The sequence below is a fragment of the Massilia agilis genome (assembly GCF_024756255.1).
GTDB lineage: Bacteria > Pseudomonadota > Gammaproteobacteria > Burkholderiales > Burkholderiaceae_D > Telluria > Telluria agilis.
The window spans coordinates 314,364-337,864 of sequence record NZ_JANUHB010000004.1 but is presented as its reverse complement, the minus strand read 5'-3'; the positions used below and the strand labels follow the sequence as shown (position 1 = coordinate 337,864).

General features: G+C 66.0%; 23 protein-coding genes. 13 read left to right on the top strand and 10 right to left on the bottom strand.

All coding sequences use genetic code 11. The annotated features are described in order from the left end of the window. Positions 1-50 precede the first annotated feature (50 nt). Entirely contained in the window at positions 51-2,018 is a 1,968-nt protein-coding gene (locus tag NX774_RS18150; RefSeq protein WP_258823668.1) for an AAA family ATPase, read from the bottom strand. Positions 2,019-2,519: 501 nt separating this feature from the next. On the opposite strand from NX774_RS18150, the gene NX774_RS18145 reads away from it, so the two are divergent. Beyond that, positions 2,520-2,795, top strand: a complete 276-nt coding sequence (locus NX774_RS18145; RefSeq protein WP_258823667.1) for a PEP-CTERM sorting domain-containing protein — start codon at positions 2,520-2,522, stop codon at positions 2,793-2,795. A 13-nt stretch (positions 2,796-2,808) separates the two neighbouring features. On the opposite strand, the gene NX774_RS18140 is transcribed toward NX774_RS18145, so the two are convergent. The 3 genes from NX774_RS18140 to gstA all read right to left on the bottom strand — a co-directional run bounded on the left by NX774_RS18140 (position 2,809) and on the right by gstA (position 4,294). Next, on the bottom strand, positions 2,809-2,994 hold the full coding sequence (locus NX774_RS18140; RefSeq protein ID WP_258823666.1) for a hypothetical protein: 186 nt from the start codon (positions 2,992-2,994) through the stop codon (positions 2,809-2,811). A gap of 89 nt (positions 2,995-3,083) precedes the next feature. Further along, on the bottom strand, positions 3,084-3,641 hold the full coding sequence (locus tag NX774_RS18135) for a DUF1697 domain-containing protein (RefSeq protein WP_258823665.1): 558 nt from the start codon (positions 3,639-3,641) through the stop codon (positions 3,084-3,086). 44 nt (positions 3,642-3,685) lie between these two features. Beyond that, positions 3,686-4,294: a glutathione transferase GstA gene (gene gstA / locus NX774_RS18130; protein WP_258823664.1), complete on the bottom strand. Its 609-nt coding sequence runs from the start codon at positions 4,292-4,294 to the stop codon at positions 3,686-3,688. 207 nt (positions 4,295-4,501) lie between these two features. Between gstA and NX774_RS18125 the strand changes: the two genes are divergently transcribed. After that, complete coding sequence (locus NX774_RS18125; protein WP_258823663.1) at positions 4,502-4,825, top strand: hypothetical protein; 324 nt, start codon at positions 4,502-4,504, stop codon at positions 4,823-4,825. Further along, positions 4,822-5,661 carry an HDOD domain-containing protein gene (locus NX774_RS18120; protein WP_258823662.1) on the top strand — a complete coding sequence of 280 codons (840 nt, stop codon included), beginning with the start codon at positions 4,822-4,824 and terminating at the stop codon, positions 5,659-5,661. Before NX774_RS18125 ends, NX774_RS18120 begins: the two co-directional genes overlap by 4 nt. Before the next feature lie 114 nt (positions 5,662-5,775). Here the strand turns inward: NX774_RS18120 and NX774_RS18115 are convergent, their stop codons facing one another. Further along, positions 5,776-6,180 carry a hypothetical protein gene (locus NX774_RS18115; protein WP_258823661.1) on the bottom strand — a complete coding sequence of 135 codons (405 nt, stop codon included), beginning with the start codon at positions 6,178-6,180 and terminating at the stop codon, positions 5,776-5,778. Positions 6,181-6,797: 617 nt separating this feature from the next. On the opposite strand from NX774_RS18115, the gene miaB reads away from it, so the two are divergent. Genes miaB through ybeY form a run of 3 tightly spaced genes read left to right on the top strand, consistent with a single transcriptional unit; the run spans position 6,798 to position 9,674 of the window. Then, positions 6,798-8,159, top strand: a complete 1,362-nt coding sequence (gene miaB, locus NX774_RS18110; RefSeq protein ID WP_258823660.1) for a tRNA (N6-isopentenyl adenosine(37)-C2)-methylthiotransferase MiaB — start codon at positions 6,798-6,800, stop codon at positions 8,157-8,159. After that, positions 8,156-9,220 carry a PhoH family protein gene (locus tag NX774_RS18105; protein ID WP_258823659.1) on the top strand — a complete coding sequence of 355 codons (1,065 nt, stop codon included), beginning with the start codon at positions 8,156-8,158 and terminating at the stop codon, positions 9,218-9,220. Before miaB ends, NX774_RS18105 begins: the two co-directional genes overlap by 4 nt. Continuing rightward, positions 9,201-9,674, top strand: a complete 474-nt coding sequence (gene ybeY / locus NX774_RS18100; protein WP_258823658.1) for an rRNA maturation RNase YbeY — start codon at positions 9,201-9,203, stop codon at positions 9,672-9,674. The genes NX774_RS18105 and ybeY overlap by 20 nt, the downstream gene beginning before the upstream one ends. Positions 9,675-9,812: 138 nt before the next feature. Here the strand turns inward: ybeY and NX774_RS18095 are convergent, their stop codons facing one another. Both NX774_RS18095 and NX774_RS18090 read right to left on the bottom strand, forming a co-directional pair. After that, positions 9,813-12,041, bottom strand: a complete 2,229-nt coding sequence (locus NX774_RS18095) for a xanthine dehydrogenase family protein molybdopterin-binding subunit (protein WP_258823657.1) — start codon at positions 12,039-12,041, stop codon at positions 9,813-9,815. 11 nt (positions 12,042-12,052) lie between these two features. Continuing rightward, entirely contained in the window at positions 12,053-12,508 is a 456-nt protein-coding gene (locus NX774_RS18090; RefSeq protein ID WP_258823656.1) for a (2Fe-2S)-binding protein, read from the bottom strand. Between the two features lie 168 nt (positions 12,509-12,676). Here NX774_RS18090 and NX774_RS18085 point away from each other — a divergent pair, with 168 nt between their 5' ends. The 7 genes from NX774_RS18085 to NX774_RS18055 all read left to right on the top strand — a co-directional run bounded on the left by NX774_RS18085 (position 12,677) and on the right by NX774_RS18055 (position 20,522). Next, positions 12,677-13,558: a CorC family transporter gene (locus NX774_RS18085; protein WP_258823782.1), complete on the top strand. Its 882-nt coding sequence runs from the start codon at positions 12,677-12,679 to the stop codon at positions 13,556-13,558. Next, positions 13,558-15,126 (top strand): apolipoprotein N-acyltransferase, encoded by a 1,569-nt coding sequence (gene lnt, locus NX774_RS18080; RefSeq protein WP_258823655.1) that lies wholly within the window; start codon positions 13,558-13,560, stop codon positions 15,124-15,126. Before NX774_RS18085 ends, lnt begins: the two co-directional genes overlap by 1 nt. A gap of 101 nt (positions 15,127-15,227) precedes the next feature. Next, positions 15,228-16,142, top strand: a complete 915-nt coding sequence (glyQ, locus tag NX774_RS18075) for a glycine--tRNA ligase subunit alpha (protein ID WP_258823654.1) — start codon at positions 15,228-15,230, stop codon at positions 16,140-16,142. A gap of 21 nt (positions 16,143-16,163) precedes the next feature. Next, positions 16,164-18,251, top strand: coding sequence for a glycine--tRNA ligase subunit beta (gene glyS / locus NX774_RS18070; RefSeq protein ID WP_258823653.1), 2,088 nt, complete (start codon positions 16,164-16,166; stop codon positions 18,249-18,251). A gap of 9 nt (positions 18,252-18,260) precedes the next feature. Continuing rightward, positions 18,261-18,809 carry a D-glycero-beta-D-manno-heptose 1,7-bisphosphate 7-phosphatase gene (gene gmhB / locus NX774_RS18065; protein ID WP_258823652.1) on the top strand — a complete coding sequence of 183 codons (549 nt, stop codon included), beginning with the start codon at positions 18,261-18,263 and terminating at the stop codon, positions 18,807-18,809. Between the two features lie 73 nt (positions 18,810-18,882). Further along, positions 18,883-19,575: a lysophospholipid acyltransferase family protein gene (locus NX774_RS18060; protein WP_370660446.1), complete on the top strand. Its 693-nt coding sequence runs from the start codon at positions 18,883-18,885 to the stop codon at positions 19,573-19,575. Between the two features lie 44 nt (positions 19,576-19,619). After that, positions 19,620-20,522, top strand: a complete 903-nt coding sequence (locus NX774_RS18055; protein WP_258823650.1) for a M48 family metallopeptidase — start codon at positions 19,620-19,622, stop codon at positions 20,520-20,522. A gap of 132 nt (positions 20,523-20,654) precedes the next feature. On the opposite strand, the gene NX774_RS18050 is transcribed toward NX774_RS18055, so the two are convergent. The 3 genes from NX774_RS18050 to waaC are packed head-to-tail and all read right to left on the bottom strand — an operon-like array spanning position 20,655 to position 23,496. After that, positions 20,655-21,197, bottom strand: a complete 543-nt coding sequence (locus tag NX774_RS18050) for a YcxB family protein (RefSeq protein ID WP_258823649.1) — start codon at positions 21,195-21,197, stop codon at positions 20,655-20,657. A 47-nt stretch (positions 21,198-21,244) separates the two neighbouring features. Continuing rightward, positions 21,245-22,516 carry a lipid IV(A) 3-deoxy-D-manno-octulosonic acid transferase gene (waaA, locus tag NX774_RS18045; protein ID WP_258823648.1) on the bottom strand — a complete coding sequence of 424 codons (1,272 nt, stop codon included), beginning with the start codon at positions 22,514-22,516 and terminating at the stop codon, positions 21,245-21,247. After that, positions 22,513-23,496, bottom strand: coding sequence for a lipopolysaccharide heptosyltransferase I (gene waaC / locus NX774_RS18040; RefSeq protein WP_258823647.1), 984 nt, complete (start codon positions 23,494-23,496; stop codon positions 22,513-22,515). Before waaC ends, waaA begins: the two co-directional genes overlap by 4 nt. Positions 23,497-23,501: the final 5 nt, after the last annotated feature.

Below are 23,501 nucleotides of genomic sequence, written 5' to 3'. Positions count from 1 at the left end.
CCGCCGGCAGCGTGCGCTGTGGGCGGGCCTTGTCTCTGCAGAAAGCGGTATTACGCGACCGCTTCCTCGGCCTCTTCCTCGCACAGCTTCAGGCTGGCCGGGCGCGACACCACGGGGCCTGCCGGCAGCATGGCGCTGCGCTGTTCCAGCAGCGCGAACACGGCGTCCTTGGACAGCACGTACTGGTCGAGCAGCGTGTCCTTGAGCGACTCGATCACTTCCTTGTAGTCGCGCATCGAAGCGAGCGTGTAGTTGTACAGCTCGTCCGATTTCTGCTCCACCTGGCGCAGCGTGCGCTCGGCGGCGCCGTCCTGCTGCAGCTGGCTGTAGTCGATCTTCGAGCGCGAGTACATCGACAGGCGGCTGACCATCAGGTTGAGCATCTTGGTCACTTTCTCGATGTCGTTCTGGCTGCCCACCGAGATGCCGCGCGCGCCGTAGAACAGCTCCTCGGCCGCCACGCCGCCGTACAGGCCGACCACGTCGCGCTCGAGCTCTTCCAGCGTGCGCAGGCTCATGTCGTCGTTCGACTGCAGCACGTAGCCCAGCGCGCCGATCTTCGACACCGCCTCGGTGCTGATCTTGATGAGGTGCGACTTCTCCTTCACCTGGGCCAGCGGCAGGCCAGCGCGCAGATGCGGGTCGATCTGCATGAAGAAGTGGCCCAGCTCGTGCAGCGCCACACGCTCGCGCTGCTTGTGTTTTTCGGCCGTGGTGGCGCGGTCGGTCAGGCCGATGGTGGCCCGCTCGAAGGCGCGGAACATCAGGTCGGTATTGATGATCTTCTTCTCCTGGATCGAGATCATGCTGGCGCGCTCCACCACCGATTCCAGCAGCGCCGGCGACAGGTTGGTGGTGATTTCCGCCACCTGGTCCAGGTCGAGGTCGTCCCACGCGACCAGGCCTTCCTTCTTGCGCGACAGGAAGCTCTTGAGCAGTTCGCGGCGCTCGGCCTTGTTCGGCAGGCGGAAATTGATCTTCACCGAGAAGCGGCGCAGCATCGCTTCGTCCATCTCGGTCGAGGCGTCGTCGAAGTTCGAGGCCACCACCCAGATCACGCCCTGGCCCTTGTCGCTCTTCACGCCGTCCAGCAAGCCCAGCAGGGTGTTGGCGGTATCGTCTTCCCACTTCTTCTCGCTGCGGCCGCGCGGCATGAACAGGCTCTGCGCTTCATCCAGGAAGATGATGCAGCGGCCCTTGGCGGCGGCCTTGCGGTACAGCGCGTTGAGCGCTTTCGAGCCGCCACCCACGTAGCCCGATTCCAGCGCCGAACCGGAGGCCGAGATCATCGGGATGTCGAGGCGCTTGGCCAGGTAGCCCACCAGCTTGGTCTTGCCGGTGCCCGCGGGGCCGGTCAGCATCACGTTGAAGGGCTTGTCGATGTTGTGCTGCTGGTAGAGCTCGCGGTTGCGGATCATGTCTTCCAGGTGCAGCACTTCCTGCTTGATGTCGTCCATGCCGATCAGGTCGTCCAGGCTGCCCTTGAGCTTGTCAGGGGTAATCATCGAGGCGCTGGTGCCCATGCCGGGGATGCCGAACTTCAGGCTGTACAGGATCAGCAGCACGATGGCGATGTTCAGGCCGTGCGCCTTGACGAAGTCGAACGCGGCCGAGGCGAAGCCGCCCTCCTCTTCCAGCACTGCCTTGTGCGAGGCCAGGTAGTCATCCTTGGCGATCGAATAGGGAATGGCGTTCTTGAGCAGCACTTCGCGCTCGAGCGACAGGTGCGAGGTGCTCGGCACCTTCACCACGTGCAGCTCGGACGAACCCCTGAATTTAAAGACGTAGCGCGGCGCGTCCGACAGCGGCCGGGCCACCAGCAGGTAGTCGAGGCGGTCCTTTTGCGAGGCCAGCTGGGTAATCTCGGCAATATTCTGGGAATGGATCACCGGGCTCGGATCCTGCGGCACGTTGGACTTGTAGATGAACAAGCCAACGCCGATGCCAAGCAGCACGGCCGTCAGGATGCGGACGTACACGTTCTTGAAGGCAATCTGGAGTCGGGCAAAGTTGGGCATTATCGGTACTCTACAAATGTGGATGCGCGTGATGCGACATTGCAAAACAGCGTTGCCTTCCGTAGGCCTTGGATAAGCTGGAAAGGCGGCGGCGCGGGGCCGCTGGGGCGCGTCAAACTGAGTCGTCTGACATTCTTGTGATGCCCGAAGGCAATGGGGATATGGAGACTATACCCGTAAAGAAAAGCGAGGTGTATACGGCTTTTCCGAAAATATTCTGGCGTGGCGAAATCGGCAAACTTTTCGTTGGCGAGCTGTCAAATTTCGTTATCGCGTCGTCAAAAAAAGCGCGTGGAAATGATCTTTATGCAGGCCGGCGCGGCGTCGTTGGCCAACAATGTGTTGCGTAGATCCACGCGTGTGGCGCGGCGTGCCGGCGGGTTCAATCGGGCGCGACGTGCGCTGGCTTTTTGTTATGCTCTGGCGTGGGTCCGGTAGTGCCGCATCCGCGTGATCCATTCGCTCAGCAGGCAAGGCCTGGCACCAGAAGGGGGAACGACCGTGAACAGATTCGCACTTGCAGCAGCGCTTGCGTTCGGTGTGGGCAGCGCCCACGCCACCGTCGTCGATCTTTTCCCGCAAGAGCCTGCCGCGCAGGCCCAGCCGGTGCGCATGCAGCGCGTGCCCGACCTGGCGCTGGCGCCCGCGGTGCCCACGGTGCTGCCCGCCCCCCGCATGTCCGAGCTGCCCGAGCCAGAGGTATTCGCAATGATGCTGCTTGGCCTGGTGCTGATCGGCTACCGCGCGCGCCGCGACAGCAGCGAAAAATTCAAATAAGAAGCCGTTCGCATCAATTGGCGTGGCTGCTCAGGCGGCAGGTCTTGTCGATGTTGGCGTAGGCCACGCCGCTCTTGAGCGCGCGGGCGATGCACTCCGCCTTTTGCGGCCCCGAGCGCGATCCGAACACGAACGCCAGCGCGACCGCGGCAACGATTCCCGCGACAATCGCCAATCCCTTCAGCAGGTCCTTGTCCATTTTTCCTTCCCGGCATCTTGATGTCCGGGGATTCTAAGGGGCTTCTTGCGCGCACGCACTATGCGCGGCGCATGGGTGTTTCGCCCACGCTACAACTGGGGCCCAGTCTCACGGCACAGGGCGTGCAGTTTGGACAAGGTGGCCCAGTTGCGCGAGGTGGTCTTGTCGCCCAGCAGTTTGCCAACGGCCGCCGCCGCCGCACTGTCCAGCACCCCGTCAGGACACCAGACATAGGCTGCGCGCCGGCCCAGCGCGAGGGCGCCGGGTGCCCACGGCTGCCCGCACAGCGGCTCCAGCAGCGAGCGCAGGCCGGGGTCGGCCAGCACGAAGGCCAGCAGCCGCGACGGGTCGGTAGCCACGCCGACCAGCGGGTTCTCGTCGATCAGCTGGGCCAGCTCGTCGCTGGCCAGCACGGTCACGCGCGAGGCCACGCCCAGGCGCAGCACCAGCTGCTCCTCGATCGCGGCAGCTGCGGCGGCAGGCGTCGCCGGCGCGCCGCTGAAGACCACGTTGCCGCTGTTGAGCACGCTGCGCACGTCGCCGAAGCCCAGGCTGGCGACGAGCTTGCACAGGTCCGCCATCGGGACCCGCTTTGCCCTGCCAACATTAATCCCGCGCAGCAGCGCGATGTAGCGTTTGCCTGCCATGCGGTTAATGGTACTCCAGCCTGGCTCGTGGGGCGAGCATCGGCTTACTTGACCAGGCCTTCGTCGCGCAGCGCCTGCTGCACGGCCGGGCGGGCGCCCACGCGCGCCATGTAGGATTTCAGTGCCGGCCAGTCGTCCAGCGACATGCCGACATAGCCGCACCAGCCCAGCACGGTAAACAAGTAGGCGTCGGCCACCGTGAACTGCGCGCCCATCAGGTAGTCATGGCCGGCGATCTGCTGCTCGATATAGTTCAGGCGGTTGCCCACTGCGGTGCGCGCCGCAGCCTTGGCGTCGTCGCTGGTGCCCGGCATGAACAGCGGGGTGAAACCCTTGTGGACCTCGGCGGCGATGTAGTTCAGCCACTCCATCAGCTGGTAGCGCTCGAAGCTGCCGGCGGCCGGCGCCAGGTGCGACGCCGGCGCCAGGTCGGCGATGTATTGCACGATGGCCGCGCCCTCGGTGAGCACCTTGCCGTCATCCAGCTGCAGGGCGGGCACGTAGCCCTTCGGGCTGATCGTGCGGAAATCTGCGCCGCTCGCGGTCACCTTCTTGCGCACGTCAACTTGCTCGGCCGTGAACGGAATGCCGGCCTCGTTGAGGACGATGCGGGGGGACAGGGAGCAGGCGCCAGGGCTGAAATACAGTTTCATCAGTTCATCCTTCAAGTGAAAACGCGCAGCGCGCGTGCAAGGGGCTCCATGCCGGAGCCGAAGAAATGGCGAGAATACAACAACGCGCCGCTGCGCGCTTGGGGCCGCTCAATTGGCCTCTCTGGACTTTTTCCCACGTCACCATTCTGGCCCCCACTTTGGCGATGCGAGTGATAAGATTGCCTTGAGGTAACTGCGAGGATCAACATGGGCGCTGGATACAAGCTAATCGCGCTGGCCGATGCACGGCCAGGCCAGGTGCTGTCGGACGTGCTGCTCGACCGCGTGGGCCAGGTCCTGCTGCCGAAGGGGGCAGTGCTCAGCGAAGGGAACCTTGCTGCGCTGGAACGACACGGCGTGGCCATGTTGCCGGTGGTGATGGACAAGCTCGGGGCGCCCGACCCGGCACTGGTCAGGGAGCGGCTCGACCGCCTGTTCCGCCACCCTGCCGGCGAGCACGACAGCACGGCGCGCGCGCGGCTGCGGCGCTATGTCGAGGAATACCGGCTTGGATCGGAGGTGGCACCATGAACCAGGACGACCACGATTTCGACAACGCACTCAAGGACCTGCCGACACCGCCGGCGGTCGTGATGGAGCTCTTGACCAGCATCGACCGCGCTGATGCCGACGTGGCAGTGCTGGCCAAGAAGGTGGCCACCGACCAGGCGCTCACCGCCAAGACCTTGCGGCTTGCCAACTCATCGCTGTACAGCCCCGCGGCACCGGTCAACACGATCCAGCAAGCCATCACCTTCCTCGGGTTCCAGACCACGCGCAACCTGATCATTGCAGCCGCGATGACCACCTGCTTTACCACGCGGCGCTGCGCGGGCTTCGACGACAAGCTGTTCTGGCGCCATGGCATCGCGGTGGCAGCCTGCGCGCGCGTGCTGGCGCGCCACCTGCGCGTGAACCAGGACCTCGCTTTCACCACCGGGCTGCTGCACGACATCGGGCGCCTGGTGCTGGTGACGCTGCACCCGCAGCGCTACGCCGAGGTGATCGCCTGGCGCAGCACGCACGACGGCACCGTGCTGGACGCCGAACGCGCGGTGCTGGGCGTGGACCATGTACTGGCCGGCGCCGCGCTGGCCCGCCAATGGCATTTCCCCGAGGCGATCCGCCAGGCGCTGGCAGCCCACCATACGCCCGACAGCCCGGGGGCCGGCGCGCTGGCCGGGCTGATCCACGTGGCGGACGCCGTGGCGCACGCGCTGGACCTGGCCGGCGAACAGAACGAAGTGGTGCCGGCCCTGTCACTGGACGCGTGGAACGCGCTCGGGCTGGATCAAGGGGAATGGCTGCAGGTCTTCCGGGAAACGGAGCTGCAGTTCGAGGAAATTGCCACCATCCTGACGGCGTGACGCCATCGGTGGCATGGGCTGGGCGCGCAGGCAGCGCGCGACGCCGTTCACGGCGCCGTGCGGCTGCCGGGCTGTGCCGCAGGCGTGACAGTTGCGCCTGTCACGCCTGGGGCATTAGTGCGCATAGTTGCCGGACGACGAGGATTGGTCCGACGACGTCGCCTCGGATTCACGCTGCTGCTGTTGCTGTTGCTGGGCCGCAGCGGCAGCGGCCTGCTGGGCAGCCTTTTCTTCAGGCTTCGGGCGGCCCTGGGCGTCGGACAGGCGGTACTTGGTGCGGCGGTCGCCCATCAGGTCGCGCAGGTCGCGGATGCTCATGCCGGTTACCTCGTGCATGCGGATCAGCAGCGATGCCCCCACCGGCAGGCGGTGATGGCGGATCTTGCTGATGACAGGCGGCGCCACCTCGAGCATGCGCGACAGCGCTGCGTCGTTCTTCAGCTGCATTTTGCCCAGCAGGATGTCGAGCAGGTGGTTCGGGTTATAACTTTCCTGTGATGCCAAAGCATGATGTGCCATGATTTACCTCGTCAGTGTGGTTAAATAGTTCCGTTACGAACTTTGTTAAAGACTATCTTTCGTCAACATAAGTTCCCGGAAAACGTTCTTGGCCGATTAAACAGAACAAATCTGATGGCCACCTTAAGAACGTGCCGGATAGCATGCGCCAGCGCTTCCCGCTCCCCCACGACGTGCCTTGTCTTTCGACCAATTATCAGACTCATACGCCTACAGTACAGCCGACCTGAGCACAAAAGATATTGTTCGAAATCAAGCTATCGTTTGGAAAGCTTGTCACAAAAGCATTTCAACATATTGAGACAATTTGTGGCGCACGCAAGAGTTTTCTTGATCTGATTTTGCGCATAAGAATTCTTTCAGAAGCCGTTGATTTACAACAGGAAAGATGCCGCACAAGACGACGGGAATGGTGCAGCGTAGCAGCGCTGGCCCAAAAATCAAGATTTAACAATCTGACCAGTCTGTCAATTCCTGCTGCAAGGGGAAATAGTTGATTCCTTGCGGCATTAAAAATCGGAGCGCCACACGGCTGCGTTTTGGCCCGTGTTTCCGATTTACGGTAAACTGTCCGTCCCCTTGCCAAAGCACTAGCACGCCTTCCACACCAGCACTCCATGCAGAAAAAAGTATTCATCAAGACCTTCGGCTGCCAAATGAACGAGTACGACTCGGACAAGATGGCAGACGTCCTGGGCGCCGCCGATGGCCTGGTGCGCACCGACAAGCCGGAGGACGCCGACGTCATCCTGTTCAACACCTGCTCGGTGCGCGAAAAGGCGCAGGAAAAGGTGTTCTCGGACCTGGGCCGCATCCGCGAACTGAAACGCGACAAGCCCGACCTGGTGATCGGCGTGGGCGGCTGCGTGGCCTCGCAGGAAGGTGCGGCAATCGTCAAGCGCGCGCCGTACGTGGACGTGGTGTTCGGCCCGCAGACGTTGCACCGCCTGCCGCAGCTAATCGCCACGCGCCGCGCCACCGGCGCGGCGCAGGTGGACATCAGCTTTCCCGAGATCGAAAAGTTCGACCACCTGCCGCCCGCCCGGGTCGAAGGCGTGGTGGCCTACGTGTCGATCATGGAAGGCTGCAGCAAGTACTGCAGCTATTGCGTGGTGCCCTACACCCGCGGCGAGGAAGTGTCGCGCCGTTTCGAGGACGTGCTGACCGAAGTGGCGGGCCTGGCCGCGCAGGGCGTCAAGGAGATCACGCTGCTCGGCCAGAACGTGAACGCCTACCGCGGTGCCATGGAGGACGGCCAGGTGGCCGACTTTGCGCTGCTGCTCGAATACGTGGCGGCGGTGCCCGGCATCGAGCGCCTGCGCTTCGTGACCAGCCACCCCAAGGAATTCACCCAGCGCCTGATCGACGCGTACGCGAAGATCCCGCAGCTGGTCAACCACCTGTACCTGCCGGTGCAGCACGGTTCCGACCGCATCCTGCAGGCGATGAAGCGCGGCTATACGGCGCTCGAATACAAGTCGATCATCCGTCGCATGAAGGCGGTGCGCCCGAACATCTCGATCTCGTCGGACTTCATCGTCGGCTTCCCGGGCGAAACCGATGCCGACTTCGAAGCGATGATGAAGCTGGTACAGGACGTGGGCTTTGACAACAGCTTCTCCTTCATCTTCAGCAAGCGCCCGGGCACCCCGGCCGCCAACCTGGAAGACGACACCCCGCACGAGGTCAAGCTCGCGCGCCTGCAGCGCCTGCAGGCCGTGATCGACGAGAACACCCGCAAGACCAGTGCCGCCATGGTCGGCACCGTGCAGCGCCTGATCGTCGAAGGCGTGGCCAAGGCCGGCAATGGCGAACTGACCGGGCGCTCGGAAAACAACCGGGTGGTCGTGTTCGCGCCGGGCGAGGCGGGCGAGTCGCTCACCGGCCAGCTCGTGGACGTGCGCATCACCGAGAGCATGGGCTACACGCTGCGCGGCGAGCTCGTCCCCAACATTGACACGATTGCCAAAGCCAGTTGAAAACACCGACCCCAACACAGCCGTCGTATTTCATTCCCGAGCCGCTCGATAACACGCGCTTGGCCCACCTGTGCGGGCCGCTCGACGAGAACCTGCGCCAGATCTCGGCGGCGCTGGACGTGACCATCTTCCGGCGCGGCGAAAAATTCATCGTCAGCGGCGCCAACGCGGGGCGCGCGGTCGAGCTGCTCGAGCGCTTCTACGCGGTGGCCAACAAGGTCGTGCCGATCGAGGAAGTGCAGCTCGCGCTGGTCGAGCAGCGCTCGGGCCTGAAGCCAGGCGTGCCTGCGGCCGAGCCCGAGGAAGAAGACGAGGAAGGCGAGGAGCCGGCGCCGGAGCATGTCACGCCCACGCTCAAGACCCGCCGCAGCGACCTGCGCGGGCGCACGCCGCACCAGATCCAGTACCTGCGCGCGATTCTTGAACACGACATCAGCTTCGGCATCGGCCCGGCCGGCACCGGCAAGACCTATCTCGCGGTGGCGTGCGCGGTGGACGCGCTCGAGCGCGACGCGGTCAAGCGCATCGTGCTCACGCGCCCGGCCGTGGAAGCGGGCGAGCGGCTCGGCTTTTTGCCGGGCGACCTGACCCAGAAAGTGGACCCGTACCTGCGCCCGCTGTACGACGCGCTGTACGACCTGCTGGGCTTTGACCGCACCCAGAAGCTGTTCGAGAAGCAGGTGATCGAGATCGCGCCGCTGGCCTATATGCGCGGGCGCACGCTCAACCACGCGTTCGTGATCCTGGACGAAGCGCAGAACACGACGGTCGAGCAGATGAAGATGTTCCTGACCCGGATCGGCTTCGGCAGCAAGGCCGTCGTCACCGGCGACGTGACGCAGGTCGACCTGCACAAGACGATGAAGAGCGGCCTGGTCGATGCCATGCACGTGCTCAAGGACGTGCGCGGCATCGCGTTCACGCAGTTCTCGAGCGCGGACGTGGTGCGCCATCCGCTGGTTGCGCGTATCGTGGATGCTTATGCCAAGGCCAGCTCGGTTGACGAGATCGCGGCCTTGCCCAAACCGGTGGCGGTAAAACATGCAAGAAAAAAATCATAAACTGAGCCTGAACGTCCAGTATCCCGACGCGCGCCTGGAGCCGACGGTCACCCGCGCCATGCTGAAGAAGTGGGTGCAGGCCACCCTGCTCGGCCCGGCCGAGCTGACCATCCGTTTTGTCGATGCCGAGGAAGGACTGGCACTGAACCGCGACTACCGCGGCAAGGACTACGCCACCAACGTGCTGACCTTCGCCTACAACGAAGGCGCCGAGCTCGACGACGACGAACCGAGCGAAGCCGACATCATCCTGTGCACCGACGTGCTGATCCGCGAAGCCGAGGAACAGGGCAAGACGGTCGAGGAGCACGCGGCGCACCTGGTGGTGCACGGCGTGCTGCACGCGCAAGGCTTCGACCACGAGCACGACGAGGAAGCGGAAGAGATGGAACAGCTCGAGCGCGACATCCTGGAAGCGCTGGGGTATCCGGATCCGTATCCCGAGAACGACTGAACGGGCACGGCCTGCATCGTAGGGTGGGCAGCTTGCTGCCCACGCGTTCAAGCGGCGGTGCTGCAGACGAGCCGTCCAGCGCAGGCGTGATCTGGACGCGTGGGCGGGAGACCCGCCCACCCTACGGTCCGTTTGCGATCAAGCTTTCTTCAACTGGTCCCCCACCGGCAGCTTCCGAATCCGCTTGCCGGTCGCGGCAAAAATCGCATTGGTCAGCGCCGGCCCCGCGCCCGAGGTGCCCGGCTCGCCGATCCCGCCCGGATCATCGACGCTGTTGACGATGTGAACCTCGATCACCGGCGCCTCGTTGATGCGCATGACGCGGTAGTCGTTGAAGTTCGACTGCTGCACCCTGCCCTTGTCCAGCGTGATCTCGCCCCACAGCGCAGCCGTGAGCCCGAAAATGATGCCGCCTTCCATCTGCGCCACCACCTGGTCCGGGTTGACGGTGTGGCCGCAATCGACCGCGCACACCACCCGGTGCACCTTCACGTCGCCGCCAGGTCCCACCGACACCTCGGCCACCTGCGCCAGGTAGGTCCCGAACGCGAACTGGCACGACACCCCGCGCCCGACGCGCCGCCCGGCGATCTTCGCGACCGGCTTGCCCCAGCCGGCCTTCTGCGCCGCCACATTCAGCACGCCCAGCTTGCGTTTGGAGTCCTTGAGCAGCGCGCGCCGGAACTCGACCGGATCATGCTTGCCCGCGAACGCCAGCTCGTCGATGAAGGTCTCGACCGCCCACACGTTGTGGGTCGGCCCCACGCCGCGCCAGAACGCGGTGGCCACCGGCGGCTCGTGGCGCACGTACTCGACACGGATGTCGGGAATCGCATACTGGATCTCGGCCGCCGCCTCCACCGCGTCCGGGTCCACGCCGTTCTTGACTGCCGGCGGCGCAAAGCGCGACATGATCGACGAGCCGGTGATGCGGTGGAACCAGGCCACCGGCATGCCCTTGTCGTCGAGCTTTGCCGACATGCGGTCCACGTAGTACGGCCGGAACATGTCGTGCTGGACGTCCTCCTCGCGCGTCCACACGACCTTGAGCGGCCCCTTGGCCAGTTTGGCCAGCGCCACCGCCTGCGCCACGTAGTCCACTTCCAGGCGCCGCCCGAAGCCGCCGCCGAGGTAGTGGTTATGCACGCGCACCTTTTCCAGCGGCAGCCCGGTCAGCTTGGCCGCCGCGGCCTGGGCAAAGGCGGGCACCTGGGTGCCGCAGTACACGTCGCAGCCGTCCGGCTTGAGGTCCACCGTGCAGTTCATCGGCTCCATGGTTGCATGCGCAAGGAACGGCACCTCGTAGACGACATCGATGCGCCGGCCATGCTTGTCGCCCAGGCGCTTCAAGGCGTCGCCCTTGTTGGTGGCCACCGCGCCGGCCTGCTCCGACGCCTTCGTCATGTCGGCCACGATGGAAGCGGTGCTCACGTTCACGTTCGGGCCATCGTCCCAGCGCGGCGCGCAGGCGGCCAGTCCCTGCTTGGCGGCCCAGAAGTGGTCGCCCACCACCGCCACCGCGTTGTCGAGCTTGAGCACCTGGCGCACGCCCTTGACCGCGAGCGCCTTCTGCTCGTCCACCCCGGCCAGTTTGCCGCCCGGGACCGGCGCCATGGCCACCGTGGCGACGCCCATGTTAGGCAGGCGCGCGTCGATGCCGAACTGCGCCTGGCCGTTGCACTTGATGTTCGAGTCGAGCCGGTGGTGCGGTCTGCCGAGCAGGGTGAACACGCTGGCGGGCTTCAGGTCCACCTTTTGCGGCAGCGGCAGCTGCGCCGCGGCGTCTGCCACGTCGCCAAAGCCGAGCGACTGTTTGCCGTCCGGGTGCATGATGCGCCCGTCCACCACCTTGCAGCCGCCCGGGTCGGTGTTCCACTGCCTGGCCGCTGCCGCCACCAGCACCGAGCGCACCGTGGCGCCGGCTTCGCGCAGCGGCTTCCATGAGCCGCGCACCGAGGTCGAGCCGCCCGTCACCTGGCCGCCCAGCAGCGGATCGGCATACAGCGCGTTGTTGGCCGGGGCCTGCTCCAGCCTGACCTTGGACGGATCCACGCCCAGCTCTTCGGCCAGCAGCATCGGCATGGCCGTGAAGGTGCCCTGCCCCATCTCGACCTTGGCCACGATGAAGGTGACCAGCCCGTCGCGGTCGATGCGGATGAAGGCGTCGCGCGCCAGGCCCGGCGCCTGGTTGGTGCTGGCGGTGGTGGCCGCGCCTACCGCGCGCTCGGACGGCGGCTCGTTGCGGCTCTCGCCGTCTTTCTTCTGGCAGCCAAACAGCGAAAAGCCGAACAGCATGCCCCCGCCCGCGGCTGCGGACAACTGCATGAAGCGGCGGCGCGACGACGATTGCGGTGTCTTGGTGTCCATGCCGGCCCTCCCTACTTGCCGCCGGCCGCGATCTTGATCGCGTGGCGAATGCGCTGGTAGGTGCCGCAGCGGCAGATGTTGCCGGCCATGGCGCCGTCGATGTCGGCGTCGCTCGGGTGCGGGTTGGACTTGAGCAGGGCAGTGGCCGACATGACCTGGCCGGACTGGCAATAGCCGCACTGGACCACGTCGATCTGGTTCCACGCCGCCTGCACCTTTTGCCCCACCGGGTCGTTGCCGATCGCCTCGATGGTGGTGACCTGCTTGCCGGCCGCGCTTGAGACCGGCGTCACGCACGAGCGCACCGGCTGGCCGTCCAGGTGCACGGTGCAGGCGCCGCACAGGGCAACGCCGCAGCCGAACTTGGTGCCGGTCAGGCCGGCGACGTCGCGCAGGGCCCACAGCAGGGGCATGTCGTCCGGGACGTCCAGGTTGGTGGTGGTGCCGTTGATGTTCAGGGCGGGCATGGCGGCTCCTTCGATGGCAGGTCGCCAACTATAGGCCAAGGCCGCCAGCGGCGGCGCACACCAAGGTACGGCTGGCTCGACGCGCACATGGCAACCTGCCCAAAAAACAGGCAAAACCGCTTTTAGTGTATGCTATCGCCCATCGTAACAACGGCTCTCATGCCAACTATGCCCGAGCACCCTGCGGACGTCCGTTCGGACGCCAAACACCACCGGTCGCTGTTCGAACGGCTGACCGCCCTCATCTCCCCCGAGCCCGAAAACCGCGCCGAGCTGCTCGATGTGCTGCATGACGCCCACGAGCGCAACCTGATCGACGCCGACGCGCTGTCGATGATCGAAGGCGTGTTCCAGGTATCCGACCTGTCGGTGCGCGACATCATGGTGCCGCGCTCGCAAATGGACGTGATCGACATCAGCAAGCCGATCGAGGAATGGATGCCCACCGTGCTGGAAACGGCGCACTCGCGCTTTCCCGCCATCGAGGGCGAGCGCGACAAGGTGGTCGGCATTTTGCTGGCCAAGGACCTGCTGCGCTACTACGCCGAAGAGTCGTTCGACGTGCGCGACATGCTGCGCCCGGCGATCTTTATCCCTGAATCGAAGCGCCTGAACGTGCTGCTGCGCGATTTTCGCGCCAACCACAACCACATGGCCATCGTGGTGGACGAGTACAGCGGCGTGGCCGGGCTGATCACGATCGAGGACGTGCTCGAGCAGATCGTCGGCGACATCGAGGACGAGTACGACTTCGACGAGGAAGAGGACAACATCCTGTCGATCAAGGAAGGCCAGCACGGCCCGCGCTGGCGCGTGAAAGCGCTGACCGAGATCGAGCAGTTCAACGAAGAGATCGGCGCCAGCCTGCCGGCCGACGACGTCGATACCATCGGCGGCCTGGTGGCCAGCCACCTGGGCCGCATGCCGCACAAGGGCGAGGTGTTCGACCTGGACAACCTGCGCTTTGAAGTGCTGCGCGCCGACGCGCGCCAGATCCACGTACTGCTGGTCGAGAAGCTGCCCGTCATCGTCGAACACGAACACGACTGATGCGCTTCCGACGCCAGAACGCCACTTCCCCCAACCCGGCCGCGCGCGGCACCCGACCCAGCCCCAAGGCGCTGGTGGCGGCGGCGCTCGCGGGCGCATCCAGCCTGCTGTCGTTCGCGCCGCTGGGCTGGTGGCCGCTGCAGTTCCTCTCGCTCGCTTACCTGTTCTACCAGGTCGGCGTGGGCAGCTCGGTGCGCCGCGCCACGCTGCTGGGATGGGCGTTCGGCTTTGGCTGGTCGGTGGGCGGCATGCACTGGCTGTACATCGCGCTGAACCGCTTCGGCGGCCTGCCGGCGATCCTGTCGGCGATCGCGATTGCCCTGCTCGGCCTGTACATGGGCCTGTTCGGCGCGTTTGCCGCCGGCGCCGCCGCCTGGCTGCGCAAGCGCTTCACGCTGCAAGTAACGTGGTTCCTGATGGCGGTGCTGCCGGTGACATGGGGCGTGTCGGAATGGCTGCGCGGCTGGGTGTTCACCGGTTTCCCGTGGGCCGCCGCCGGCTACGCGCACAACAGCGCGCCACTGGGCGGCTTCGCCCCCATCGTCGGCGTGTACGGCATCGGCGTGCTGGCCGCGGTGTGTGCCGGCTGCATCGTCATGCTCACCCAGCGCAAGCGCTGGCACGGGGTGGCGCTGTTCGCCGCGCTGATGCTCGCCGGCTGGGGCCTGCGCCAGGTCGACTGGACGCAGCCGGCCGGCAAGCCGATCAGCGTGCGGCTGGTGCAGGGTGACATCGCGCAGGACGAAAAATTCAGCAACGAGCACCTGCTCGGCATCCTCACCCGCTACCGCGACCTGATGACCGCCGCCCCGGCCGACCTGGTGGCCGCGCCCGAAACCGCGATCCCGGTGTTCCCGCACCAGCTGCCGCCGGGCTACCTGGATGACCTGAAGGCCTTCTCCAGCCGCACTGGCAGCTGGCTCATGTTCGGCATTCCGCTGTCGGACGGCCCGGTCACCTACGCCAACAGCGTGGCCGGCATCGGTCCCCAAGGCCAGAGCTACCGCTACGACAAACACCACCTGGTGCCGTTCGGCGAATTCATCCCGACCGGTTTTCGGTGGTTCACCGATTTGATGCAGATCCCGCTGGGCGACTTCACGCGCGGCGCGGCGGTGCAGGCGCCGTTCGCGGTCAAGGACCAGTTCGTGCTGCCCAACGTCTGCTACGAGGACGTGTTCGGCGAAGAGATCGCCAAGCAGCTGCGCGACGCGCCGCAGCCGGCCACCCTGCTGCTGAACGTGTCGAACCTGGCCTGGTATGGCGAGTCGGTGGCGATCCCGCAGCACCTGCAGATCTCGCGCATGCGTTCGCTCGAGACCGGGCGGCCGATGCTGCGCGCGACCAACAACGGCGCCACCGCCGTCATCGACGGCAAGGGCGAGGTGCGCCAGCTCATCCCGTTCTACCAGCAAGGCGTGCTGTCGGCCAAGGTACAGGGCATGACCGGCACCACCCCATATATCCGCTTTGGCAACCTGCTGTTCCTCGCCCTGTCCGGCCTTGCGCTGCTGGGCGCCTGGCTCAGCGGGCGGCGTTATCAGCAGAAAAAGGCTAAAGTTCAGTAAGTTGCCCCAAATCAGGCTCCAGCGGGCCATCAAAAACCGCTAAAATTGGTCATTTAGCAAACCCACCTTGTCGCGGGCCGATGCGCGCGAAGCCTTACAAGATGCTCACATTCCAACAAATCATCCTGACTCTGCAGACCTACTGGGACAAGCAGGGTTGCGCCCTGCTCCAGCCTTACGACATGGAAGTGGGTGCCGGCACCTTCCACACCGCTACTTTCCTGCGCGCGATCGGCCCGGAGCCGTGGCGCGCCGCCTACGTGCAACCGTCGCGCCGCCCCAAGGACGGCCGCTACGGCGAGAACCCGAACCGCCTGCAGCACTACTACCAGTACCAGGTGGTGCTCAAGCCGGCGCCGGAAAACATCCTCGACCTGTACCTCGGCTCGCTCGAGGCGCTGGGCCTGGACCTGAAGAAGAATGACGTGCGCTTCGTCGAGGACGACTGGGAAAGCCCGACCCTGGGCGCCTGGGGCCTGGGCTGGGAGGTCTGGCTCAACGGCATGGAGGTGACCCAGTTCACCTACTTCCAGCAGGTCGGCGGCCTCGACTGCAAGCCGGTGCTGGGCGAGATCACCTACGGCATCGAGCGCCTGGCCATGTACCTGCAGGGCGTGGAAAACGTGTACGACCTGGTGTGGACCGAGTGGGAGGAAAATGGCGAGACGAAACGCCTGACCTACGGCGACGTCTATCACCAGAACGAGGTGGAGCAGTCCACCTACAACTTCGAGCACTCGAACACCGAGCTGCTGTTCCAGGCTTTCGCCAACCACGAGAGCGAAGCCAAGCGCCTGATCGAGCTGCAGCTCACCTTGCCGGCCTACGAACAGATCATGCGCGCATCGCACAGCTTCAACCTGCTGGACGCGCGCGGCGCGATCTCGGTGACCGAGCGCGCGGCCTACATCGGCCGGGTGCGCACCTTGTCGCGCCTGGTCGCGCAGGCCTACTACGACTCGCGCGAGAAGCTCGGCTTCCCGATGCTGCCAGCGGCGGCCAAGACCGCGGCCTGAAGAACGATTAAGAACAGAACCATGAATCAAACACTACTCGTCGAACTGCAGACCGAAGAACTGCCCCCGAAGGCGCTCGTCAAACTGGGCGCCGCTTTTGCCGCCGGTATCGAAAGCGGCCTGAAGGCGCGCGGCTTCCTGGAAAACGACAGCGTGCCAACGCCGTACACCACGCCGCGCCGCCTGGCCGTCTCCATCACCCGCGTGCGTGCCAAGTCGCCGGACAAGACGATCCGCGAAAAGGTGCTGCCGGTCGCAGTGGCCCTGGACAAGGAAGGCAATCCGACGCCGCCGCTGGCCAAGAAGCTGGCCGCGCTGGGCTTCCCCGACCTGACCATCGCCGACCTCGAACGCGCGCAGGACGGCAAGGCCGAGAGCTTCTTCTACACCTACACCGCGCCAGGCATCGAACTGGCCGGCGCGCTGCAGGACGTGCTGCAGGAGACGGTGGCCAAGCTGCCGATCCCGAAGGTGATGAGCTACCAGCGCCCCGACGGCGAGACCGTGCAGTTCGTGCGCCCGGTGCATTCGCTGCTGGCCCTGTTCGGCCAGGACGTGCTGCCGCTGTCGCTGCTGGGCCTGTCGGCCGGCCGCGACACGCTCGGCCACCGCTTCCTGTCGCACGGCGGCCCGATCGCGATCGCCAGCGCCGAAGAGTATGCGCCGGTACTGGAGCGCGAAGGCCGCGTGATCGCCTCCACCGCCGAGCGCAAGGAGTCGATCCGCACCCAGTTGCTGGCCAAGGCCGGCGACGACAAGGTCCTGATGCCGGAATCGCTGCTGGACGAAGTGGCCGCGCTGGTCGAATGGCCGGTGGTGTACGAATGCCGCTTCGAGGATGCCTTCCTGTCGGTGCCGCAGGAATGCCTGATCCTGACGATGCAGACCAACCAGAAGTACTTCGCGCTGACCGACGCCAATGGCAAGCTGCGCTCGCGCTTCCTGATCGTCTCGAACCTGAAGACCGACGACGCCAGCGCCATCATCGGCGGTAACGAGCGCGTGGTGCGCCCGCGCCTGTCCGACGCCAAGTTCTTCTTCGAGCAGGACAAGAAAAAGACGCTGGAATCGCGCCTGCCGCTGCTGGAAAACGTCGTGTACCACAACAAGCTGGGCACGCAGGCCGCGCGCACCGGCCGCGTCACGCGCCTGGCCGGCATGATCGCCAAGCGCCTCGGCTACGACGTGCTGCTGGCCGAGCGCGGCGCACAGCTGGCCAAGGCGGACCTCCTGACCGACATGGTGGGCGAGTTCCCCGAGCTGCAAGGCATCATGGGCACCTACTACGCGCGCCACGACGGCGAGCCGGAAGAAGTGGCGCTGGCCGCGTCCGAACACTACCAGCCGCGCTTTGCCGGCGACGCCCTGCCCTCGACCAACACCGGCACCGCCGTCGCGCTGGCCGACAAGCTCGAGACGCTGGTGGGCATCTGGTCGATCGGCCTGCAACCGACCGGCGAGAAGGACCCGTTCGCGCTGCGCCGCCACGCGCTGGGCGTGATGCGCATGCTGGTGGAAAAACGCCTGCCGCTGGCGGTCTCGGAGCTGCTGCAAGACGCCGCCGCCGTGTTCGAATACCAGAGCGGCTTCAAGGATCCAAGCGTGGAAGTGAAGGAATTCATGCTCGACCGCCTGCGCGGCATGCTGCGCGAGCGCGGCTTCACGCCCAACGAGGTGGAAGCGGTGCTGGCCCAGGACCCGGACCGCGTCGACGACGTGGTGCAGCGCCTGGAAGCGGTGCAGGCGTTCGCCGCGCTGCCGGAGAGCGCCTCGCTGGCCGCGGCCAACAAGCGCATCACCAACATCCTGAAAAAGACCGAGACGCCCAGCGGCGCCGTGCAGGCGAGCCTGCTGCAGGAAGAGGCCGAGAAGAAGCTGGCCGCCGCAATCGAGCGCGTGCGCCCGGACGTGGACGCGGCGTTCGCGCGCGGCGACTTCACCGGCACGCTCAAGACGCTGGCCCAGCTGCGCGACGATGTGGACGCGTTCTTCAACGACGTGATGGTGATGGCCGACGACCTGGCCCTGCGCAACAACCGCCTGGCCCTGCTGTCGCAGCTGCACGGCATGATGAACCGCGTGGCCGACATCTCCAAGCTGGCCGCGTAAGGAAGCGCCATGAAGTTGATCATCCTCGACCGGGACGGCGTCATCAACCACGATTCGCCCGAGTTCATCAAGTCGCCGAGCGAATGGATCCCGATCCCCGGCTCGCTCGAGGCGATCGCTCGGCTCAACCAGGCAGGCTACCGCGTCATCATCGCGTCCAACCAGTCGGGCATCGCGCGTGAGCTGTTCGACATCACCACGCTCAACGCGATCCACCAGAAGATGCACGAGGCCGCGCAGGTGGTGGGCGCGGACATCGACGCGATCTTCTTCTGCCCGCACGCGGCCATCGACAACTGCGACTGCCGCAAGCCCAAGGCCGGCATGTTCGAGGAAATCGCCAAGCGCTTCAAGGTCAGCCTGAAAGGCGTGCCGACGGTGGGCGATTCGCTGCGCGACCTGCAGGCGGGCTTCATCAGCGGCTGCGTGCCCTACCTCGTTTTAACCGGCAAGGGCGAGAAGACCTACGCCACCGGCGGCCTGCCGCCGGGCACGCAGGTGTTCCCGGACCTGGCCGCGGTGGTCAACGCCCTGCTCAAGGCGCCGGCCGCCGCCTGACACCGATTTTATAGAAAGACCCTCCTTGAGACATCCAGTCCTGTTCCTGCGGTCCCTGCTCTTCACGCTCGTGATGCTGGTGGCCACCGTGGTGTGGTCGTGCGTGTGCTTCCTGGCCGCGCCGCTCCCTTACAACAAGCGCTTCTGGGTCACCTCGCGCTGGAACGTTTTCATCATCTGGGCCGCGCGCGCGATCTGCGGTATCCGCTACCAGGTCAAGGGCTACGAGAACCTGCCGGCGCGCCCGGCAATCCTGTTGTCGAAGCACCAGTCGGCGTGGGAGACGATCTTCATGCTGCCCAACATGCGGCGCCCGCTGGTGTACGTGTTCAAAAAAGAGATACTGTATATCCCGTTTTTCGGCTGGGGCATGGCGCTGCTGCGCATGATTCCCATCGACCGCAAGCAGGGCAAGAACGCGTTTGCCCAGGTGGTCCGCCATAGCCGCAGGCGGCTGGCCGACGGCCAGTCGATCATCATGTTCCCGGAAGGGACGCGCATCCCGGTTGGCAAAAAAGGCAAGTACAAGAGCGGTGGCGCACGCTTGGCTGTGGAAACGCAGACTCCGGTTGTGCCAATCGCGCATAATGCAGGTGAATGCTGGCCGCGCGGATCTTTCATCAAGCGGCCAGGGTTGGTGACGGTATCGATTGGCAAACCGATATCGCCGGAAAACCACACTCCTGACAGCCTGATGCATGAGGTCGAAAATTGGATAGAATCGGAAATGCGCGTCATTTCGCCCCACGTCTACAAAGGTGGCTGAGCGAAGTTGGCGCCCTGATCAGAGCATCCTCTCCGCAGCACACCATGACCTCTTCCAAGATCGACGGGCACCAACTGGAACTGTTTGCACAAGATTTTTTCGCTTCACTCGAACCCTCCTCCAAACCGGCCGCGCCGGTGCAGCCGCTATTCAAGGCGCCGCCCGCACCGCCGCGCGTGACCTTCCCGGTGCCGCCGCGCGGCCCCAACGACCCTCCACTGCGCCGCATCGTGCTTGGCGCGCACGCGGTGGAATTCGCGCTGCGCCGCTCGGCGCGCCGCTCGATCGGCTTCATGATCGACGACGACGGCCTGCGCGTGACCGCGCCCAAACGCGTGACGCTGGCCGAGGTGGACAACGCGATCCGCGCCAAACAGCGCTGGATCCTGTCAAAGCTGCACGAACGTGGCGAGCGCCGCGTTCAGCGCCTGCAAAAGCCGCCGCTGGTGTGGGAGGACGGCGCGCAGCTGCCCTACATGGGCGGCGAGCTCACACTGCGCCTTGAGCCAGCGGCGCGCAGCCACTGCCGCTTTGACGAGGACACGCGCGAGCTGTCGCTGGGTGTGGTGCCCGGCTTGTCGGAATGGCAGCTCAAGGAGCGCGTCCGCCTGTGGTACCAGGACGAGGCGCGCCGCGTGTTTGCCGAGCGGCTGGACATGTATGCGGTGCGCATGGAGCTGTCGTACAAGGCGTTCGCGCTGTCGTCGGCCGGCACGCGCTGGGGCTCGTGCACGATCGGCGGCCACATTCGCCTGAACTGGCGGCTCATTCACTACCCGCTCGCGCTGATCGACTACGTGGTGGTGCACGAGCTGGCGCACCTGCGCGAGATGAACCACAGCGCGCGCTTCTGGGAGGTGGTGGGCGCGGTGTACCCGGACTACGACGGCGCGCGCGTGGCGCTGCGCAAGCACTCGCACGAGATGCCGGTGCTGTTCGAGGATTGAACGGCTAGCTTAACCCGCACGTCGTCCCCGCGCAGGCGGGGACCCATGGACCGCTTGAATAGCCAAAGCCGCAATCGGAGCCCGCTCAGCATGGGTCCCCGCCTGCGCGGGGACGACGAGTTCAAGTTCTACTCAGGATTCAGCCTGCAGCGCCTTGCGCCCGTCCGCCAATCGCCGCAGCGCGGCCAGCTGGTTCGCATCCAGGCAACGGAACGGAATGGGCAGCGTGCCGCGACTGAGCACGAACATGATGCCACGCGGGTAGCTGCGCACGGTGATCACGTCGTTCCAGTCGATCAACGTGACGCCGGTACCGGTGTTGCGCAGGATCCCGTGCTCGTCGATGGTGAATTCATACGTGCGGCGCGAACGGCCAAGCAGGATGAAGTGCAGGACCGCGACCGCCGTGCTCTTGACCAGCAGGTACCATCCGGCCGGGAAGCCGACCCGCCGGCGGCGAATGAGAAAGCGCCCGTGCTGCCACATGAAGGCGGCATATTCCCACAAGCGGTAGCGCACCGCGAAATGCAGTTCGCATAAAGGAAGGCTCGGGGATGCCGCCTGCCGCGACGACGGCTCGGAAGCGGCAAACAGCGCTGCCTCGTCGTCGTGCTGGACCAGCGCTCCAGCCGCATCGGCGCTTCCCGCCGACCCTGGGCGATCTGACCACAACATGCGCATCCCCTTCTTTTACCGGACTCAGATGCGCATGGTAGCAAAACCTAATCGATAAGTCGTCGCAAGAATTCAACCGTGCGCACGGTCGCGCCACGATGCCGGTTGGCGAAAGCAAACGCCCGTTCGCCCATCTGTGCGCGCCGTGCCGGATCGGCCAGCAGGGCCGCGCCCTGTGCCAGCAGGTCGGCGCCGTCGCGCACACGCAGCGCCGCGCCCATGGCCACCGCTTCGTCGGTCGCCTGCAGGAAGTTGAATGTGTGCTCGCCCACCAGCACCGGCTTGCCGACGGCCGCGGCCTCGATCAGGTTCTGGCCGCCCAGCGGCAACAGGCTGCCGCCGATGAAGGCGCAGTCGCAGGCCGCGTAGTAGGCGAACATCTCGCCCATCGAGTCGCCCAGCAGCACGTCCGCGTCGACCACGTCGCTCTCGGCCAGCGCCGAGCGGCGCTGCACCGACAGGCCGCGCGCTTCGGCCATGCGCGCCACTTCGTCGAAGCGCTGCGGATGCCTTGGCACGATCGCCAGCAGCATGCCCGCCGGCCGCTCGCGCAGGCCGACCCACGCGTCGAGGATCAGCGCCTCCTCGCCCTCGCGCGTGCTGGCGCACAGCAGCACGGGCCGCTTGCCGATGCGCGCGCGCAGCCACGCGCCTTTTTCCAGCAGCTGCGGCGGCGGTGTCACGTCGAACTTGATGCTGCCGGTGACCTCCACGTCCAGCGCGCCCAGCGCGCGGATACGCTCGGCATCGGCGTCGGTCTGTGCGGCCACGAAAGTGATCGCGCGCGCGGCCTCGCGCATCAGCTCGCCCATGCGCTGGCCGCGCCGCAGCGAGCGCTCCGACAGCCGCGCATTGACCAGAGCCACCGGCACGCCGGCTCTGGCGCAACCGGCAATCAGGTTGGGCCACACTTCGGTCTCCATCAGGATGCACACGCGCGGGCCAAAGTGGCGCAGGAAGCGGCCCACCATGGCGACGGTATCGTAGGGCAGGTACGACTGCACCACGCGCTCGCCGTGGCGCGCGAACAGCGCCTGTCCGGTGGCGCGCCCGGTCGGCGTCATGTGGGTGAGCAGGATGCGGCAGTCCGGCCACTGCGCGAGCAGCGCTTCGACCAGCGGCTCGGCGGCGCGGGTTTCGCCGACCGACACCGCGTGCACCCAGATCGTCAGCTGTTCCGGCAGCGGCTGGCCATACACACCCAGCCGCTCGCCCCAGTGCCGGCGGTAACCGGGCTCCTTGCGCCCGCGCCACCACAGCCGGCCCAGCACCGCCGGCAGCGCCAGCCACCACAGCGCCGAGTAAGTGGAGCGTTTCATGCGCTGGCGAGCAGGGCGCGCGCGGCGGCCACCACGTCGTCGGCCGACGGTGGGGTTCCGGTGTCGCCCAGGTTGACGATGCGCGGCGACCAGTTGCCCTCGGTCTTCCAGCGCGGCGAATCGCAGTAGATCTCCACCGTGGGCCGCACGAAGGCCGCCGCAATGTGGGTCAGGCCGGTATCCACGCCGACCGCGAGCGCGCAATCGCGCGCCAGCTCCACCGCGTCCATCATCGACAGCTTGGGCAGCACGCGCGCGTTGGGCAGGCTGGCGCCGATCTGCTCGGCCTCGTTTTTCTCTTCCTGCGAGCCCCAGGGCAGCAGCACCGGCATGGGCGCGAGCGCGTCCCCGAGCGCGATCCAGTTCGCGGTGGCCCATTTCTTCGCTGCCCGCGCGGTCCCGTGGAAGAACACCGCGTAGTCCTCGCGCGGCATCCATGCGGGGCGCGCCGCCAGGTTCGACGGCGCCGGCAGGCCGAAGTCCGGCGGCGTGTCGATCGCATAGCCCAGCGCATTGGCCGCCACCTCGCGCCCGCGCGCGACCGCGTGCGCGCGCCGCGCGACCTTGACGCTGTCGGTGTGGAAGATCCGCGAGACCGGCTCGTAGCCCGAGCCCTCGGTGCCGTTGGCCAGCCCCACCTTGCGCCCGCCCGGCTTGACGCGCGCGGCGCCCATGATGATGCCGGTCTTGATCAGGCCCTGCGTGTCGAGCACGAGGTCATACGGCTCCTCGCGCAGCGTGCGGAAGAACGCGCGCATCTCGGCGCGCACCTCGGGCTTGAACAGGCCGCGGCGCCAGCGCCGCAGCGCAAACGGGATCACGCGCCGCACGTGCGGGTTCAGGCGCACCAGGCTGACATAGCCTTCCTCGACCACCCAGTCGATCTGTGCATCGGGATAGTGGCGCCGGATGTCGGCCACGACCGGCAGGTTGTGCAGCACGTCGCCCAGGGACGACACCCGCACCAGAAGAATATTCATGCTTG